Source organism: Streptomyces macrolidinus (assembly GCF_023887685.1).
GTDB classification, from domain to species: Bacteria; Actinomycetota; Actinomycetes; order Streptomycetales; family Streptomycetaceae; genus Streptomyces; species Streptomyces macrolidinus.
In genome coordinates this window covers 88,219-104,277 of the sequence record NZ_JAMWMR010000024.1, presented here as the reverse complement: position 1 = coordinate 104,277, position 16,059 = coordinate 88,219, and the positions used below count along the sequence as shown (strand labels likewise).

Annotated in this window: 12 protein-coding genes and 3 pseudogenes; 5 read left to right on the top strand and 10 right to left on the bottom strand. The window is 71.0% G+C overall.

The window, feature by feature from the left end; genetic code table 11:
• Positions 1 to 38 precede the first annotated feature (38 nt).
• Positions 39 to 1,268, top strand: a pseudogene (locus NGF19_RS23705) (NACHT N-terminal Helical domain 1-containing protein); the annotation flags it as partial.
• Here the strand turns inward: NGF19_RS23705 and NGF19_RS23700 are convergent.
• The 7 genes and pseudogenes from NGF19_RS23700 to NGF19_RS23665 form a co-directional block, all read right to left on the bottom strand.
• Positions 1,240 to 1,989: a VWA domain-containing protein gene (locus NGF19_RS23700; RefSeq protein WP_252427297.1), complete on the bottom strand. Its 750-nt coding sequence runs from the start codon at positions 1,987 to 1,989 to the stop codon at positions 1,240 to 1,242. The pseudogene NGF19_RS23705 and the gene NGF19_RS23700 sit on opposite strands and share 29 nt — an antisense overlap.
• A gap of 248 nt (positions 1,990 to 2,237) precedes the next feature.
• Positions 2,238 to 2,441: pseudogene (locus tag NGF19_RS23695) on the bottom strand (NAD(P)-binding domain-containing protein); the annotation flags it as partial.
• On the bottom strand, positions 2,438 to 3,505 hold the full coding sequence (locus NGF19_RS23690) for an enoyl-CoA hydratase/isomerase family protein (RefSeq protein WP_252427301.1): 1,068 nt from the start codon (positions 3,503 to 3,505) through the stop codon (positions 2,438 to 2,440). The gene NGF19_RS23690 and the pseudogene NGF19_RS23695, both read right to left, overlap by 4 nt.
• A pseudogene (locus NGF19_RS31030) lies at positions 3,502 to 4,242 on the bottom strand (aldehyde dehydrogenase family protein); the annotation flags it as partial. The pseudogene NGF19_RS31030 and the gene NGF19_RS23690, both read right to left, overlap by 4 nt.
• Before the next feature lie 21 nt (positions 4,243 to 4,263).
• The gene (locus NGF19_RS31170) at positions 4,264 to 4,902 is read right to left on the bottom strand and encodes a hypothetical protein (protein WP_372505744.1); all 639 of its coding nucleotides are present in this window, start codon (positions 4,900 to 4,902) and stop codon (positions 4,264 to 4,266) included.
• The gene (locus NGF19_RS23670) at positions 4,899 to 5,582 is read right to left on the bottom strand and encodes a hypothetical protein (protein ID WP_252427295.1); all 684 of its coding nucleotides are present in this window, start codon (positions 5,580 to 5,582) and stop codon (positions 4,899 to 4,901) included. The genes NGF19_RS31170 and NGF19_RS23670 overlap by 4 nt, the downstream gene beginning before the upstream one ends.
• Positions 5,583 to 6,418: 836 nt before the next feature.
• Positions 6,419 to 7,189 carry an HAD hydrolase family protein gene (locus tag NGF19_RS23665; protein WP_252427294.1) on the bottom strand — a complete coding sequence of 257 codons (771 nt, stop codon included), beginning with the start codon at positions 7,187 to 7,189 and terminating at the stop codon, positions 6,419 to 6,421.
• Positions 7,190 to 7,297: 108 nt separating this feature from the next.
• On the opposite strand from NGF19_RS23665, the gene NGF19_RS23660 reads away from it, so the two are divergent.
• Together NGF19_RS23660 and NGF19_RS23655 are read left to right on the top strand one after the other, a co-directional pair.
• On the top strand, positions 7,298 to 7,642 hold the full coding sequence (locus tag NGF19_RS23660; RefSeq protein ID WP_252427293.1) for a hypothetical protein: 345 nt from the start codon (positions 7,298 to 7,300) through the stop codon (positions 7,640 to 7,642).
• Positions 7,639 to 7,953: a hypothetical protein gene (locus NGF19_RS23655; RefSeq protein WP_252427292.1), complete on the top strand. Its 315-nt coding sequence runs from the start codon at positions 7,639 to 7,641 to the stop codon at positions 7,951 to 7,953. The genes NGF19_RS23660 and NGF19_RS23655 overlap by 4 nt, the downstream gene beginning before the upstream one ends.
• 91 nt (positions 7,954 to 8,044) lie before the next feature.
• Here the strand turns inward: NGF19_RS23655 and NGF19_RS23650 are convergent, their stop codons facing one another.
• The gene (locus NGF19_RS23650) at positions 8,045 to 8,872 is read right to left on the bottom strand and encodes a class I SAM-dependent methyltransferase (protein WP_252427291.1); all 828 of its coding nucleotides are present in this window, start codon (positions 8,870 to 8,872) and stop codon (positions 8,045 to 8,047) included.
• Between the two features lie 73 nt (positions 8,873 to 8,945).
• On the opposite strand from NGF19_RS23650, the gene NGF19_RS23645 reads away from it, so the two are divergent.
• Complete coding sequence (locus tag NGF19_RS23645) at positions 8,946 to 9,563, top strand: TetR/AcrR family transcriptional regulator (protein ID WP_252427290.1); 618 nt, start codon at positions 8,946 to 8,948, stop codon at positions 9,561 to 9,563.
• Between the two features lie 54 nt (positions 9,564 to 9,617).
• Here the strand turns inward: NGF19_RS23645 and NGF19_RS23640 are convergent, their stop codons facing one another.
• On the bottom strand, positions 9,618 to 10,646 hold the full coding sequence (locus tag NGF19_RS23640) for a helix-turn-helix domain-containing protein (protein ID WP_252427289.1): 1,029 nt from the start codon (positions 10,644 to 10,646) through the stop codon (positions 9,618 to 9,620).
• A 220-nt stretch (positions 10,647 to 10,866) separates the two neighbouring features.
• Between NGF19_RS23640 and NGF19_RS23635 the strand changes: the two genes are divergently transcribed.
• Positions 10,867 to 15,168, top strand: coding sequence for a S8 family serine peptidase (locus NGF19_RS23635; protein ID WP_308288520.1), 4,302 nt, complete (start codon positions 10,867 to 10,869; stop codon positions 15,166 to 15,168).
• Positions 15,169 to 15,233: 65 nt separating this feature from the next.
• On the opposite strand, the gene NGF19_RS23630 is transcribed toward NGF19_RS23635, so the two are convergent.
• Complete coding sequence (locus tag NGF19_RS23630; protein ID WP_252427287.1) at positions 15,234 to 15,965, bottom strand: SDR family oxidoreductase; 732 nt, start codon at positions 15,963 to 15,965, stop codon at positions 15,234 to 15,236.
• Between the last annotated feature and the right edge of the window lie 94 nt (positions 15,966 to 16,059).

The following is a 16,059-nucleotide window of genomic DNA, read 5'->3' as shown; positions in this document are numbered from 1 at the left end:
TAGGCTCCCTCCGTACCCAGAATGCACGGGGGTGGCGGATGGAGCCTGTGGTACTCGGTGGCAAACTTGCCTCCAGTCTGATCGGCTCGCTGATCAGGAAGCTGTTCGTGGCGGACGGGCCGGGTGCTGGACTGGTCGACAGGCCCGTGCGGTTGAAAGACCTGGTCTCCTTCCGCGGCGAGAGACGCACGCTGGGCGAGAAGGACGTGCACAAGCTCGCGGAACACCTGGTCCAGCAAGCGATCGACTCACCCGGTGAACGCCCGTTCCGGACCCACGAGCGCATCGCCGTGGCGGACGCACTGGCCCGAAGACTGCTCGCCCTCGGCGACCTGGACATGGACGACGTCCAAGCCGTACGACTCGGCCACCGTGAACTGGCCCGCAGGCTGCGCCGCCAGGGCCCCGCGCCGGACGGGCTGTCGGTCGACGCCCGGCTCTTCCTCGACTCCGCGACAGAGTGGGCCTGCCTGCAGATTCTGGAGTTCTTCACCCGCCGCTCCACCTTCGTGGCGCGCACCCTGGTGGAACAGACCCGGACACAGGCGGACCTCATCGCCAAGGTCGACGAGTTGCTCACCCGCACGCCGCGCCCGGACGCCCGGGACACCGCCTTCGAGCGCGGCTATCTCGACTACGTCGCCAAGAAGCAGGGCAAGCTCACGATCTACGGCATCGATCTCAGCAACTCACCGGATCGCTGGCCGCTGGACGCCGCCTACCTCAGCCTGGATGTGATCGGGCACAGGGACAAGCCGGACTTCGGGCCGGTGCCGGCCTCCCCCGTGGCCACCCCCGCCGATCAGGCACTGTCCGGCCACGAGCGAGTGCTGCTGCGCGGGGTCGCGGGCTCGGGCAAGACCACGCTGATCCAGTGGCTCGCGGTGTCCGCGGCGACCGGCCCCAGGGACCGTATGGCCTACCTCACCGGCCGGATCCCGTTCGTACTCCCCCTGCGCACCCTCACCCGGCACGGCGAACGCCTCCCGTCCCCGGCGCGCTTCCTCTCCTCCGTCGGCTGCCCGCTGGCCGACACCCAGCCGGAGGGCTGGGAGCATCGCGTCCTGGCCGGCGGGCGCGGACTCGTCCTGGTGGACGGCCTCGACGAGGTGCCGGAGCCCGAACGCGATCGTGCCCGGACCTGGCTGCGCGACCTGGTGGAGACCTACCCCGGCAACCGCTGGCTCGTCACGTCGCGCCCCTCGGCCGTAGGCGAGGACTGGCTCGCCGCCGACGGGTTCACCGAACTCGGACTCTCCGCGATGCGGTCGCAGCCCTGAGCCAGTGCGGGAACTCGCGCAGCAGGTGGTCGTAGAGCACTTCGTCACTCATCGAGCGCGGTGCGAGGCCGGCGTGGAAGAACCCCGCGTTGTCCACGATCCGCTTGCTGGGGACCGCGAGGTCGTCGAGCTTGTGCAGGAATGCGAACTCGTTCTCGTCGGGGTCGCCGAATCCGACGAACTGCCAGAACAGCGGCAGCCGAGCTGCCTTGCACAGGTAACGCTCCGCGGCCAGACGGCTGGTGGGTCCGCCGTCGGTCTGGAACACGACCAGGGCCGGGGCGCTGTTCTCCGAGGTGAGGTAGTGGTCGATCACCGCGTCCATCGCCCAGTGATAGTTGGTGCGGCCCATGTGTCCCAGGCTCTGATGCAACTCCTCGATCCGACCGGCATAGTTGGCCAGGCTCAGGTCGGCGGTACCGTCGACGTCCGTCGAGAAGAAGGTCGTGGGCACGACGCCGTCGTCGTCCAAGTGCGCGGAGAGCGCGAGCACTTGCTCCGCGAAGTGCTGCATGGTGCCGTCCTTGTAGTACGGCCGCATCGAGCCCGAGCGGTCCAGCACCAGGTAGACCGCCGCGCGCCGACCGCCCAACTCCTGCTTGCGCAGACTCACCGCAGCCGACTCGTAGTGCTCCACCAGACCGGGAGCGTCCTCGCTCAGCTTCATCAGACTGATCGCGGGACCGCGCAGCGACGGATTGCTCAGCATCGTATGTTCCCCTCCCGACCGCGGGCCGGTCACCCGGCCCCGGCACGACCTTCCCACCAGCACCCTACCGACGGGGCCCCCGCATCTGGTGCCCCTGGCAGTCGAGATCGGCAGGCTACGCCGCGCCCGGTACCGCCCGCTGTCGAAGCCCATGAGGTGGTAGGCGAGCCCGGCCGGGTAGTCCGGGTTCGGGTGGATGCCCCTGCGGCTGATCATGGCGTGGCGCAGGGCCGCGTGCAGCGCGGCCACTTGGCGGCCTGCCCGGCGCCCGATCCCCCGCAGTGCACGGCCTTCTTGCCCATGTCCTCCAGCAGCGGGCGTGCCTCGGCGAACTCGCCCACGGCCGCGGGGACGAGGTCGTGGCCGAGCATCCGGTGACCGGCCTTGCTGAGGTTGGTGGCCATCGGGCCGCCCGTGTGTCCGAGTCCGATGAACGCGACGGTCCGGCTCACCAGGCCGCCTCCTCGGTGGTGTCGGATCCGTCGGCGAGGCCGAGTTCGCGCTCGCCGAGGGGCGCGAAGAAGCGCTGGACGTCCGCGTCGGTGACCTCGGCGAGCGTCGCGGGTGACCAGGCGGGGTTGCGGTCCTTGTCGATGACCTGGGCGCGGATGCCCTCCACCAGGTCCGGGGTGGTCAGCATCGCGCAGGAGACGCGGTACTCCTGGTCGAGGACCCGCTCCAGGAGGCCGATTCGGCGGGCCCGGCGCATGGCCGCCAGGGTGACCTTGAGGGCCGTCGGGGACCTGGTGAGCAGGGTCTCGGCGGTCTCCTTGGCGGCCAGGTCGCCCTGGTCGAGGAGGCGCTGGACGATCTCCTCCACGGTGTCGGCGGCGAAGCAGGTGTCGATCCACTCCCTCCGACCGGCCTGCTCTCCCGCCGGTGGGTCCTGGACATGGCGCGCGAGAGCCTCGCGTACGGGCAGTTCGGCGAGGTCGTCGACGAAGGGCCGCAGCGAGGCCGAGGGCATGTGGTGGTCGGCGAGCCCGCACAGCAGGGCGTCCGAGGCGCCGATCGACGCGCCTGTCAGGGCGAGGTGGGTGCCCAGCTCGCCGGGGGCGAGGGCGAGCAGGTAGGTGCCGCCGACATCGGGGACGAAGCCGATACCGGTCTCGGGCATCGCGATACGGGACCGCTCGGTGACGATCCGGACGCTGCCGTGTGCGGAGACACCGACTCCGCCGCCCATGACGATGCCGTCCATGAGGGCGACGTACGGCTTCGGATAGCGGGCGATACGGGCGTTGAGGTGGTACTCGTCGCGCCAGAAGGCGGCCGAGGCACTGCCGTCGCCGTCCCGGGCATCGTCGTGGATGGCGCGGATGTCGCCACCGGCGCACAGGCCGCGTTCCCCCGCGCCGGTGAGGACGACGGTGGCGACGGCCGGGTCGTGCTCCCACTCGGTGAGTGCCTCGTCGATGCGGAGCACCATCTCGTGGGTGAGCGCGTTCAGGGCCCTGGGGCGGTGGAGGGTGATGTGGGCGGCGTGGCCGCTTGTGTGGAACAGGACGTCACTCATCCGAACGCCTCCGTCAGTCCACGGGCCACGATGACGCGCATGATCTCGTTGGTTCCTTCCAGGATCCGGTGCACCCGCAGGCCGCGGACGACCTTCTCGATGCCGTACTCGCTCAAGTATCCATAGCCGCCGTGCAGTTGGAGCGCGGCGGTCCACCACCGCGTACCCGGTGTCGGTGGCGAACCGCTTCGCCACCGCGCACAGGTACGGCGCCTGCGGATCACCCCGGTCGAGGGCCTGGGCGGCCTGCTGGAACAGGGCGCGGGAGGCGGCGAGTTCGGTGGCCGTGTCGGCGAGAGGGAAGCGCAACGCCTGTGCGTCGAGAGGGCGTTGACCGAACGCTCGCGGTCGGCGAGATGGGCCAGGCTGCGGTCGAGCGCGCTGCGGGCGCCGCCGAGGGACTGATCGAGATCGGCATCCGGCATCACGTTCATGTGGTTCTTGGCACCGCCGAAGCACTGGGCGCGCTTGCCGTGGGCGGCGGCGGTGGCGTAGACGTGCGCGGCGACGGGGGTGGAGCCGACGAAGCCGAGGGCCGCCACGCGAGGGGCTTCGAGAAGGACGTCCAAGGCTTCGCGGGCGCCGTTGACGACGTTCAGGATGCCGGGTGGCAGACCGGCCTCCAGGAAGAGTTCGGCGAACCGCAGCGGAACCGACCGGGCACGCTCCGACGGCTTGAGGATGAAGGCGTTGCCGCAGGCCAGGGCAGGCACGGCCGTCCACAGGGGAATCATCGCAGTGGGGCCTCGACGGCGGGTTCAGCCCAGCAGTCGCACGAGCGCCAACAGGACGGCCGCGAAGACCACGCTCGCCACGAGGGTCTTCAGGCCGGCCGGTACCCCGGTGGCGTACTGCTTCACCTCGGCGGGCGGGGTGAGGCTGCTCGCGCGTGCCAGCCACTCGCGCGGCGGGTTGTCGGGGATCACGACCCGCCAGGGGTGCTCGGGGTCGTACTCGACGACGGCCCTCGACCGGTGCAGCAGCCCCTGCACATCGAGCGGGTGACGGACCTGGATCCGGTATGCGGGACGGCCGTCCGGCACCACGGTCAGGTCGAAGGCGAACGCCGAGCCCGGCGCCCGTCCGTCGATGGCGGGCCGACCGGTCTCCTTGTGCACGGACTTCACGGAGTGGACCACGGCGGGCGCGAAGGCGCGGGGTCCGCCGGAGCGCAGCGCGGGGACCATGAGGTCCGACCGGGACGGCTCGCCCGCCTTGCCGAACACCGCCAGCGCCAGGGCCGTCGCGGGCAACCCCGTCAGCAGCAGCCGGCGGGGGCCGTGCGTGGCGCCCTGGACCAGCGCGGCGAACGCGAGTCCCGCGACGGCGGTGGACAGCAGGCTGACAGGGCTGCCGAAGAACCTGCGGGCGGCGGCCATGGGGCGGTTTCGGTTCATGAGAGGCGCAGCAGCTTTCGGCGGGGTACGGCGACCCGGGTGCGTACGGGATCGTCGGGGCGGTCGGTGTCGTACACGGCGAGGACGTCACGCCGGAGGGCGACACGTTCCACGACGGCGGGTACCTCGTGGCGTACCCCGGTCAAGTCCTCGAAGACCACCGTGACTTCGCCGTGCTTGCGGCCCACCGGCCGCCAGCCCTCCAGCACCGCGTCCGCCGTGGCGTAACGGCGGGAGAGCCTGCGCAGCCCGGCGGTGCGGCGCAGGCTCACGGCCGCGCCCCAGCACGCGGCGAGGCAGCCCGTCGCCGCGACGGACCAGAGGAAGGTGAGCCACCCCGAGACGGAGAACCGGCCGATCGGGAAGAAGAGGGGGAAGTCGGTGACGGTGTCGTACCCGACCTGGCCGTCCGCGACCGCGTCGTACCAGCCGGCAGCGCAGGCGACGGCGCAGAGCGCGACCACCGCGCCGGGCGTGGCACGGTGCAGGAACCGTGCGGAGAGCAGGCCGAGGACGATGGCGCAGACCGCTCCGACGAAGGAGGCCCCGGCAGCGAACTGATCGCTGGCGCAGCCTTCGGCCGCCTCGCAGGTCCAGCGGACGGTGGACGCCTCGTGACTGGCGATGTGCCACACCAGCCAGACCTGCCACGCCATCAGCGCGCAGGCGATGGCTCGCATGACCTGCCCGTAGGCTCTCTGCCCCACTCCCCCGCCCCTGCCTTCGACGCGCCACGGGGCCCGACTGCCCCGGTGGACGGTACACATGCCATCGACGCTCTGTCCGTGATCCACATCACCTGACGGCGACGGCCGGAGCGCGCGTTGCACCGGGTCGCCGCGCATGGCCGACTGGGCGTGGGGCACGGATGCGGTGTGCGGTCGCCGCGGGCGTCACCGCCGCCGACCTGGCGGTCAACAGCCCTCTTTTCAGAGCTACTTACCAGCAAGACCCAAGTTGGCCCCGCTCCGCAAGTCCGCAAACCCCTGTGCGATCACAGCAGCCGGATCCAGACATGCCTCGCGTGTGTCCGCTCGGGTCGGCCCCTGGGCGCATCCCAGGGTTTCGTAGGTACGCACAGCAGCTTGGATCTTGCGGGCAGCGGAGTCGAGCGTCGCGAATCCTTGGCGCCCATCGATCTCGCTCAAGGCGAGGCCCGCAGCGTCGGATGTGGCATCGGCTGCCGCCTTGCACTTCGCGGTGAGCATCTGAGGCGACGACGGCGAGCAGGGAGAGTTCGCACCCGAACCGAACCGCTGTTCATCCGCCGAGATCCGCTCCTCAAGGGTGAGCTTCACACTCTCGGCGGCCTGCGCCCTCGCTGAGACCGGCTCGCTCGACGGCGAAGGGGAGGCCGAGGTCCGGTCTGCGCGATGCGCACCTTCGGAATCGCTGCAGCCCGTGACGAGCAGCCCTGACAGGCCCACCATGGCCACCGCTCGTAATGCACGCCACTTCATTGCTCCCCCTCGCAACCGTCTTCCTGTGGATTCGCGACCGACCGGAGACAGGAGTCTCAGGCCGAGGCTGTCGCTGCGGCGAGCCTGGAGATCTCGGCGGCGACGGCGCTCGGGTCGGGGGCGACGGTGACACGGGCGATGGTGTCCAGGCCGGGGTGGGTGCCGACGCGGACCGAGTGCCGCGCGTTGCGCAGCAGGTCGAGGTCGTTGATGTCGTTGCCGAAGGCGTTGTACTGGTCGATGCCCAGGGAGGTCAGGGCCTCCCACTTGTTCGTGGTGCCCGGAGCGAAGTCGATGATCGCCTCGTCGAGGTGGTGGTTGACGGTCATCCCGAGCACGCGGCCCGCCTCGGCGAGGGCGGCCATGTCGGTCGCGTCGACCACGAGGAACTTCACGACGGCCGGGAGGTCGGCGAGGTCGACCTGGCGGGCGAGGCAACCTTGGTCGACGCGGTCGAGGATCGGGTGGTCGGCCGGCCCGGTGTAGGCGTAGTCCCAAGGGCCGTCGGCGAGGTAGCCCGCCCGGAACCGATCGGCCTCGACCAGCAGCTTGCCGAGGTCACCCGCCTCGAACGCGGCCCGCGCCCGCACCTGGCCGTCGACGGAGACGAGGCTTCCGTTCCCGCCGATCAACGTGGCGGTGGGGAAGGCCCCGTCGAGAACGGGCAGCAGGTCGCGGACCGGCCGGGCGGAGGCGAAGACCAACTGGTGACCGGCACGTTCGCAGGTCTCGATGGCGGCGATGATCCGGCTGTCGATCGTCTTACCGTCGAAGCAGAGCGTGCCGTCGATGTCGAAGACTGTGGTGCGGGCGCTGGAAGTGGTCACCGCGAGATCGTATCGAGCCCGTACCGTGCACGATCTACCGCCTGCCGGGTGCGTACGGGGCCATGGCCTCGTTCCCCGACTGTCAGTGGTGATCGCCATCATGGGGACATGACCGATCCGGACCTGACCACCGGCCGTACCTGGAGGCTCCACCACGGCGACCGGGAGATCGCCGAGCTGACCGTGACCGGCGCGGACATGCCCTGGACCCACGCCGAAGTCGAGGCACTCCATGGCTTCGAAGAGTTCCGCCCCCTCTTCGCTGAGCAAGAGCGGGCCGTTGATGACGAGGACTGGGAACAGGCCGACGCCTGCTATACCCAGATCCGCAGTGCGCTCACCATGACGTTCCCCGACGGCAGCCCGGTCGCCGAGTTCATGCTGCACATCCATGACGACGGCACCGCCGGCTGGCGCTGGCGCGACGAGCCCTTCGACGCCGTGAACCCGTGACGCGCTGGATTCGCTGCTTCTGGGACGAGGAATCCGTCTGGTTCTACTTCGAGCTCGACGGCGATGGATACGTACTCCGGCAGGTCGAGCTTCAGTGCCCCGGAGACAAGGCCCTGGCCGCTGCCTCGCGTGCCGAGTGGCAAGAAGCCCGGAGGGGCGGGCAGTCGGCCGCGTACGAGCGTGTCCACGGCCTGACCGCCGAACCGCCCGTCTCCGAGTGGGAGGGGCACGACCCGGAGCGGTTGTCGGCCGATGAGTTCGAGATCGTCTGGTCGACCGCCCGTCGGCAGCTCCAGGACCGCCAACGGTGACATCCCGCCTGAACGCATCCGCATCGCCCGACGTCCGGCAGGGCGTCGGACGGCTGCGCGGGTTCCTGCGTCGGCGACTTGAGGGACGGACTCAGGAGACGCCGGTACGTACGGCCGTCGCGGCCAAGGTGGTGTAGCTCATCGTGAAGCGCCCGCCCAGGGAGTCGATGGCGCGTCCCACCGCGTCCAGTATCTCGGTCTGTTGATCGGGATGGAGTCGGGTGAGGCCTCCGGTGGTGGGGAGCAACTCCAGCCATTGGTCGCGCGTATAGGACCGCTCCCAGTCGAATCGCCACTGTTCGGGTTCCTTGAACTGTTCGGTCTCCCGGATCTTGTCGCCGAACTTCGCGTAGGCCGCCTGGTAGAGGTCGAGCGGGCGTCGGGGCGGTTGGCTGCTGAGCGGGGAGTCGGGTGCCGCCCGCCGGAGGGCAGCGGCGAACGGTTCGGCCACCTCGATGGGAGGCTCGTAGACGTGCCCGAAGATCGCCAGCCGTCCCCCCGGACGCAGCAGACGCGCCGCCTTCGCGGTGCCCGCGACCGGATCCACCCAGTGCCACGACTGCGCGGCGATGACCGCGTCGAACGTCCGGTCGGCCGACCGCCAGGCTTCGAAGGCCGCCACCTCGACTTCCAAGCCACGAGCTCGCGCGAAGTCGGCCATCCGCGCGTCGGGCTCGACGCCGAGCACGGTGCACCCGGCGGCCTGGAACTGGCGGGCCGCGATGCCGGTGCCACAGCCGACATCGAGCACGTCAGGGCCGGGGCTCCCCGCGACGATCCGCGCCACCAGTGCGTCGGGGTAGCCGGGCCGGGCCTGGTCGTAGCGTCGGGCATCCACGCCGAACGATTCCGCCGTCCGCCGGGCCAAATGCGGCTCAGTCGGGGGCAGTTGCTGTTGTTCTCGCGGTAAAATGGGCATGCGCCCACCCTAGTGGGCGCATGCCCACTAGGCAACGGGCGCCGACGAGCCGACCGTACGAGAGGATCTGCGAGTGCCGACCGGGGTACACCTTCGAGACGCGCGGCAGCAACTGTTCGACGCCGCCGAACGCGTGCTTCTGCGGGACGGGCCGAACGGACTGACCAGCCGGGCCGTCACCGACGAGGCGGGCTGCGCCAAAGGCGTCCTGCATCGGCACTTCGCCGACTTCGACGCCTTCCTCACCGCCCTCGTGCTCGACCGGGCCGCACAGCTCGAGACGCAGGCGAGTGCGCTGCGCGAGTCCGCCGGCACCGGCACGGTGGCCGACAACCTCACCACCGCGCTGACCACCCTGTTCGGACCGATTCCGGTGGCCATCATCCCGCTCATCACGTTCCGGGACGAACTGCGCGCACGGCTGCGGCAAGCCACACCCGGAGGGGGCATCGCGATCCTCGCCCAGGCCACGACCGCGGTCTCCGCGTATCTCTCCGACGAGCGTGAACGGGGCCGCATCGCGGCCGACGCCGACATCGACTCACTCACCCTCTCCCTGGTCGGTGGCGGGCATCTCCTCTTCACGGACCGCGCCCCCGGCCCGCCCACCACGTCAGCCGTCAACAAGCTCGTGACGGCGGTCATCGCCGACGCCGTGCAACGACGACCGGCCCAGGACGTTTCTCGTTGATGCGGAATCGTCCCGGACTCGCGCCCGGACGTCGTAGCGCCGCACGGCGTTGACCTACAGCCAACCCCGGCGGGCCGCCTGGATTCCCGCCTGGAAGCGGTTGCTCGCGGACAGTTCGTCGAACAGCCTGCGGGTGCGGCGGCGCATGGTGCGGGTGGACAGACCCAGACGGCGGGCGATCGCGGCGTCGGTCATTCCGCTGGCCAGGAGCGCGACCAGGACGCGGTCCGCCTCGTCCGGGCCGTCAGCGGCCGCCGGGTCGTCGGCATCCGGGCCGTCCGCCGTGTGGGGCCCACCGGTCGCGGGCTGCCCGCCGGGTATGAGAGGCAGCGCCCGTTCCCAGTAGCACTCGAAGAGGTCGATCAGCGCGTTCAGCAGGGTCGACTCCCGGACGAGCAGGGCGCGGGAGGTGTCCAGGTCCAGGCTGAGCGGCAGCAGCGCCATCTGGCGGTCGGCGATCGCCAGCTTCATCGGGAGGTTCGGCAGCACCCTGCTCTCCTCGCCGAACCCCGCCAGCCTCTCGACCTCCTCCATCGCGCCAGGAACCTCCAGCGCTTCCGGGGTGTAGATCCCCCGCCACCGCACCCCGCCCGCCAGGCTGGCCGGCTCGACCGGGTTGCTCTGCGCCAGCACGTACGGCGGCCGGTCCAGTACCAGCATCTCCTCGTGGACCTGGTGCTGGAGCCGGACGAACCAGCGGCCCAACGACTGGGGTCCCTCCAGCAGTTCCACGGCGCCGCCCCGGCCGTCCCCGCGTTGGACCGAGTGGAACAGCGACGACAGTTCCACCGCGGTGGTGCGCACCGCTTCCAACTGCGTGGTGCGATGACGTACCAACGCCTCCACCGCCGCGTCAGGCTCGATGGCGGTGTAGCGCCGTCGCCGTCCGGACAACCGGCTCACCAGTCCCTGGAGCCGCAGCCGGGTGAGCGCGCGGTCCACCCGGTCCGCGGGCAAGCCCAACTCTCTGCCCAACTCGGCGGGGGTCGCGTCACGATGACCGAGCAGCGTCCGGTACACACGCTCGTCGAACCGGGGCACTCCGACAGCCTTCAGGCTGCCGCTGTCGTCGGGTTCTTCCATGTCACCCTCCCGGACACTGCTACGACCGTGCTCGAAGTCCGCTGTGATGGAGGTCGGTTCAGCCCGTGGGCGACCAACCCACCGTCAGGTCCCTCGCGTTGTGGAACGTGATCGTGGCCTATGAGTGCCAATGGCCGCAAGGGGACTTGGCCCGGCGTTGCCGATCACACCGGTGGCTCGCTACGACTGGACGATGCGCCTCTCACGAAGACGAACTGCCGTGCTGGCCACGGCCTTTGCCGTGGCCCTGAGCGGGCTTGCCGTTCAAGGCAGCCCACGAGCAGCCGCCACCTCCGCAAGCGCCGCCGAGCGGGTCCTGGTACGACTCGACGGCGGCCCCGCCCTCCAGTCGGTGGACCAGGCGCGGATCGACACCCGCGGCGAGGTCTCCGCCTCCGCGGTGCGCGAGGTACGGGAACGGCGTGCCGAACTGCGCACCGCCCAGGCCCGGTTCCTCACCGCTGTGCACGACGCCGGGATCAAGGCCACTCCCCGGACCAAGCTGACCGGGCTGGTCAACGGCATGGCTCTCACCGTGTCCCCGGACGACCGGCAGCGGCTGGCCGAACTGCCCGGCGTCTCCGCGGTACTTGACGACACCCGGATGCGGGCCAGCACCGACACCAGCGTCGACCTGATCGGCGCCTCGAAGGTCTGGGAGCGCAAGGACCCCGGCGGTACCAAGGCCCGCGGCGCGGGCACCACCATCGCCGTGATCGACACCGGCATCGACTACAGCCACCCCGACCTGGGGGGCGGCTCCGGCCCGGACCACAAGGTGGTCGGTGGGCACGACTTCGTCAACAACGACGACGATCCGACGGACGACAACGGCCACGGCACGCATGTCGCGGGCATCATCGCGGCCGACGGTCAGCGGCCGGATGGGGTGCTCGGTGTCGCCCCCGAGGCGCAACTCACCGCGTACAAGGTGCTGGACGCCGACGGTGCCGGCTACACCTCGGACATCATCGCCGGTCTGGAGGCCGCGGTGGACCCGGCGAACCCGCACCGCGCCGACGTGGTCAACCTGAGCCTGGGCGGTCCGGGCGACGGCACCGATCCCCTGGGCCTGGCCGCAACCGCCGCCACCAAGCTGGGTGTTGTGGTCGTCGCGGCGGCCGGGAACACCGGCCCCGGCGTAGGCACCGTGAGCACCCCGGCCCTCGCCGACGGTGTCCTCTCGGTCGGCGCCTCCACCAGCGGGCTCACCCTGCCCACCGCCCATATGGTCACCCCGCGCCGGGAGTTGCTCCAGACCTACCGCGCGCCGTACTCGGCCAACCCGCCGCGGAAGCCGGTGACCGGCGAGTTGGTCGACGTCGGTGACGGGACCGAGGAGGACTACGACCGGGTCGGAGATGTGACGGGCAAGGTCGTCGCCTATCGCGCGGTCCTGCCGCAGAGACTCTCGTACGTGTCGTCGCTCTTGCTGGAGCAGGCGCGGCTGGCGGAGGAGCGCGGCGCGATCGCCCTGCTCGGGTACGCCGAGTCCGGCGGCGGCCCGGTCCTGGCCCCCCAGCGCACCCAGGCGGGCACGGCCACCCCCGGCACCGTACAAGTCGACGTGGGCGCCCGGCAGTCCGGGGACAGCTTCCGCATGGACAAGATCATGGTCCTGGGCCTGGCCGAGACGCAGTGGCCCGAGCTGAGCACGGCCCTGGCCAAGGGGAAGGTGGAGATATCCCTCTCCGGCCAGGATGTGACCGACCAGATCGCCTCGTTCAGCTCGCGCGGCCCCGGACCCGACTTCCAGTTGGAGCCCGACCTGGTGGCGCCCGGAGTGGAGATCCGCTCCACCTGGCCCAAGGAGCAGTGGGAGCCCGGGAGTTACCGGCTCTCCGGCACCAGTATGGCGGCCCCGCACGTCGCCGCCTCCGCCGCCCTGCTGCGTCAACTGGAGCCCGACGCCTCGGCGGAGGAGATCCGTGCGCGGCTGATCGGCTCGGCCACTCCGGTCGAGGACGCCCCGACGACCGCGCAGGGCGCCGGTCGGCTGGACGTCGCGGACGCGGCCGACGCCACCGTCACCGCCTCCCCGACCTCGCTCTCCCTGGGTCTCGCGGACCTCTCACGGGACCGGGTCGGCCGCAGTGGCAAGGTCACCCTGCACAACACCTCCGACCGGTCGACGACGCTGCGGCTGAGCACCCGGGCGGCCGGGAAGGACGCGGGCGACGCCCACGTCGGCCCGGCCCGGGTGACCATCCCGGCCGGGGGCACCCGGTCCGTCACCGTACGGGTGTCCGACGACGTCGGCACGAGCGCCGACCGTGACCTCGCGGGCTGGCTGGTCGCCGACCCGGAGCGGACCGGCGAGCCGAACCTGCGGGTGCCCTACCTGCTGGCGGTCCGGCCGCTGGTGGTGCAGACCTCACCGGATCCCAGTGATGGTCGTTCCACCGCGTTCGTCTTCAGCCCCACCGCGCTCGCCGCTCCCCCGACCGTGACCGTGACTCCCCCGCGGGGCCGCCCGGTCGACATCGTGGCCGAGCACGACCACGGCACCTGGTACCGGGCACGGCTCGACGGCGACCGCGCGGGCACGTACACCGTCTCGGTGCGCGCCGACACCGCGAGCGGCGAGCGGCTGCGCGGTGGTTCCGCCTTCGAGGTGCTGCCGGAGGACAACCGGCCCGGCGGCCGACGGTGGGAGCCCATCGGGCCCAACGGCGCCGCCGGCGACATCGCCACCACGGAGGCCCAGCCGTCCACCGCGGTCCTGACGCAGTACGTCAACCGGGCCCCCTGGATGACCGACGACGCCGGAGCGACCTGGCGGCAGCTCTCCCGGCTGCCGGTGGCGAACGGCACCGGCTCCGCGCTGACCGACGCCCGGCATCCGGACACCCTCTGGTACGCCGTCAACGCGCAGACCGGCGGCGGGGGCGGCATGAACAGCGTGCTCGACTTCACCTACCAGGGGCAGCTCCTCCGCAGCCGCGACAGCGGACAGACCTGGCAGCGCCTGGACGTCCCCGACACCCACCTCTACGCCCTGGTCGGCGATCCCGAGTCCCGTGTCCTCGCGCTGGTCACCGCGGACGCGGTGCTCCTCAGCCACGACGACGGCGACACCTGGACCGAGCGGCCGAACCCGCTCGGTGCGGAGGTCCTGGACGCCGCGATCGGCGGTGACGCGCTCTACCTGGGCGGTCCTGCCTCGGTGTGGAAGCTGCCCGGCGTGCTGGACGCCCGCGAGGCACCGGCGGCGGAACGCGTGTACGACGCGCCCGCCGAGGAACGCCTGCGTGGTCTGACCGCCGACGCGGACCTGGTCGCCGTGATCACCGACCGCCAGGTCGTGGGCTCCCGGGACGGCGGCGGACGTTGGGAGGAACTGCACCGGGTCGAGGACGGCGGGATCCAGTCGATCACCTTGGCCAAGGGCACCCTCGCCGTCTTCACGGTCGGGGCCCGGCAGCACCTCAGCCGGGACCATGGCGCGTCCTGGTCGGTGGTGAACAAGCCCATCAGCGGTTCGGTGATGTCCGACCTCTCGCCCTGGACCGGCGGCTCCCTGCTGTGGTCCGCGCCAGGGGCCGGGATGTTCACCACCGGCAAGGACGGCAGCGACCCGCGGCGCGTGGGGGTCCAGGGGGTCAGCGCCTACGACCTGGCAGTCCTGAACGCGGCCGACGGGCCCGAACTGCTGGCCGGTACCGACTCCGAGATCTACCGCACCACCCTGCCGACCGGGCCGGTCACCCCGCGCACCGCCGAGTGGGGACTGAGCGGATCGGAGGCGTACTTCGGGCGGAAGATCGGCCAGATCGCCGTCTCGCCCCAGCATCCGGACACGGTCTGGAAGATCCGTAAGGATGCCCTGTCCAGCTTCTACGTCTCTCGCAGCGACGATGCGGGGAAGACCTGGCAGGAGCGCGGCCGGACCAACGAGACGCCGCTGAACCTGGCGGTGGGTCCGGTCGACGACGACCGGGTGGCCGTCACCTTCTCGAGCCTCGCCGGTCCTGGTGTCTACCGGACGCTGGACGGCGGCGCGACCTGGAAGAAGCTCTACCAGGACCGGCTGTTCCGGGCGGTCGCCACCGACCCCCGCGACCCCGACCGGCTGTGGCTGGGCGCGGCGGACGGGCTGTACCGCTCGGACGACTTCGGTACCACGGTCACCAAGGTCGCCGACGGCGCGGTCACCGCGATCACCCTCTCCAAGGACGGCGAACGCCTGGTGATCGGCGGCTCCGCACTCCGGGTGAGTGACGACGGCGGCGCGCACTTCCGCACCGCGGACACCGGGCCACTGCCCCTGCGTGTCTCGGAGATCGTCCTCTCCCCGAAGAACCCGGACACGATCTACGCCGGTACCTCGTCGTTCACCGCGAACGACCTGATCAAGGGCGGTCGTGGGGTGCTGCGCAGCACCGACGGCGGACGCAGTTGGACCAATGTCTCCGGTGGTCTGCAGAACCTGGACGTGATCTCGATGACCATCAGCCCGGACGGTGACTGGCTCTACGCCGGCACCGAGATGGGAGGGGTGCACCGGCTGCGGACCGGATGAGCGGCTTGCAAGGGCGCGGTGGTCACGGTGACCGCCGCGCCCGGAAGCGGGTTCCGGGTGCCGGTTCAGGAGAGCCAGTCGCGGTAGTGGGTGGGGGCGATACGGGCGCCGCCCTTGGCGATCAGGGCATCGCCGTGAACGGCCGCGAACATCCCGGCGGTGTCGTCGGTGACGACCGTACGTCCGTCGGGGCGGGCAGCGAGGGTGATCCGGCCGAGTTCGTCGAGGGGGAAGACGTCGGGCCCGGCGATGTCGAGGGTGCCGTTCAAGGGGTCGCCGACCGCGACTTCGGCGACGGCGTCGGAGACGTCCTGGGCGGCGATCGGCTGGAGCGGAGTGGTGGGCAGATGGACGGTGTCGCCCTCCGTGGTCCAGGACAGGACCGCGTCCATGAACTCCATGAACTGGGTGGCGCGGACGATCGAGTAGGGGATCGGTCCGGCCTTGAGGATGTCTTCCTGCAGGACCTTGGCCCGGTAGTAGTCGAGGCCGGGCACCTGGTCCGCGCCGACGATCGAGAGGATGACGACATGGCCCACCCCGATCTTCTGCGCGGCGGCCAGGAGGTGGTCCATCGAGGTCCGGAAGAACGCCGGTGAGGCGTCGTCGAAGGTCGGCGAATTCGTCAGGTTGACGACGACATCGGCACCGGCCACCGCCTCCGCCAGGCCCTTCCCCGTGAGCACGTCGACGCCCGTGGAGTGCGAGTGCGGCGCCGCCTCGTGCCCGGCCGAGGTCAGCACCTTCACGACCCGCGCCCCGATCAGGCCCGTTCCACCGATGACTGCGAGCTTCATGGATCACCTTCCGTCGCGCCGCACCGACAGGTCATGCGTACAGAGTGCGACGACGCGGTACGCGGCGCACGCGGACCGTGCGCCCTGGGTGTCC

Excerpts from the sequence above, each read along its gene's own strand:
- NGF19_RS23690 (WP_252427301.1), bottom strand. The coding sequence starts at position 3,505 with ATGAGTGACGTCCTGTTCCACACAAGCGGCCACGCCGCCCACATCACC.
- NGF19_RS23630 (WP_252427287.1), bottom strand. The coding sequence starts at position 15,965 with ATGAAGCTCGCAGTCATCGGTGGAACGGGCCTGATCGGGGCGCGGGTC.
- NGF19_RS23650 (WP_252427291.1), bottom strand. The coding sequence starts at position 8,872 with ATGCCCATTTTACCGCGAGAACAACAGCAACTGCCCCCGACTGAGCCG.
- NGF19_RS23640 (WP_252427289.1), bottom strand. The coding sequence starts at position 10,646 with ATGGAAGAACCCGACGACAGCGGCAGCCTGAAGGCTGTCGGAGTGCCC.
- NGF19_RS23660 (WP_252427293.1), top strand. The coding sequence starts at position 7,298 with ATGACCGATCCGGACCTGACCACCGGCCGTACCTGGAGGCTCCACCAC.
- NGF19_RS31170 (WP_372505744.1), bottom strand. The coding sequence starts at position 4,902 with ATGAACCGAAACCGCCCCATGGCCGCCGCCCGCAGGTTCTTCGGCAGC.
- NGF19_RS23700 (WP_252427297.1), bottom strand. The coding sequence starts at position 1,989 with ATGCTGAGCAATCCGTCGCTGCGCGGTCCCGCGATCAGTCTGATGAAG.
- NGF19_RS23670 (WP_252427295.1), bottom strand. The coding sequence starts at position 5,582 with ATGCGAGCCATCGCCTGCGCGCTGATGGCGTGGCAGGTCTGGCTGGTG.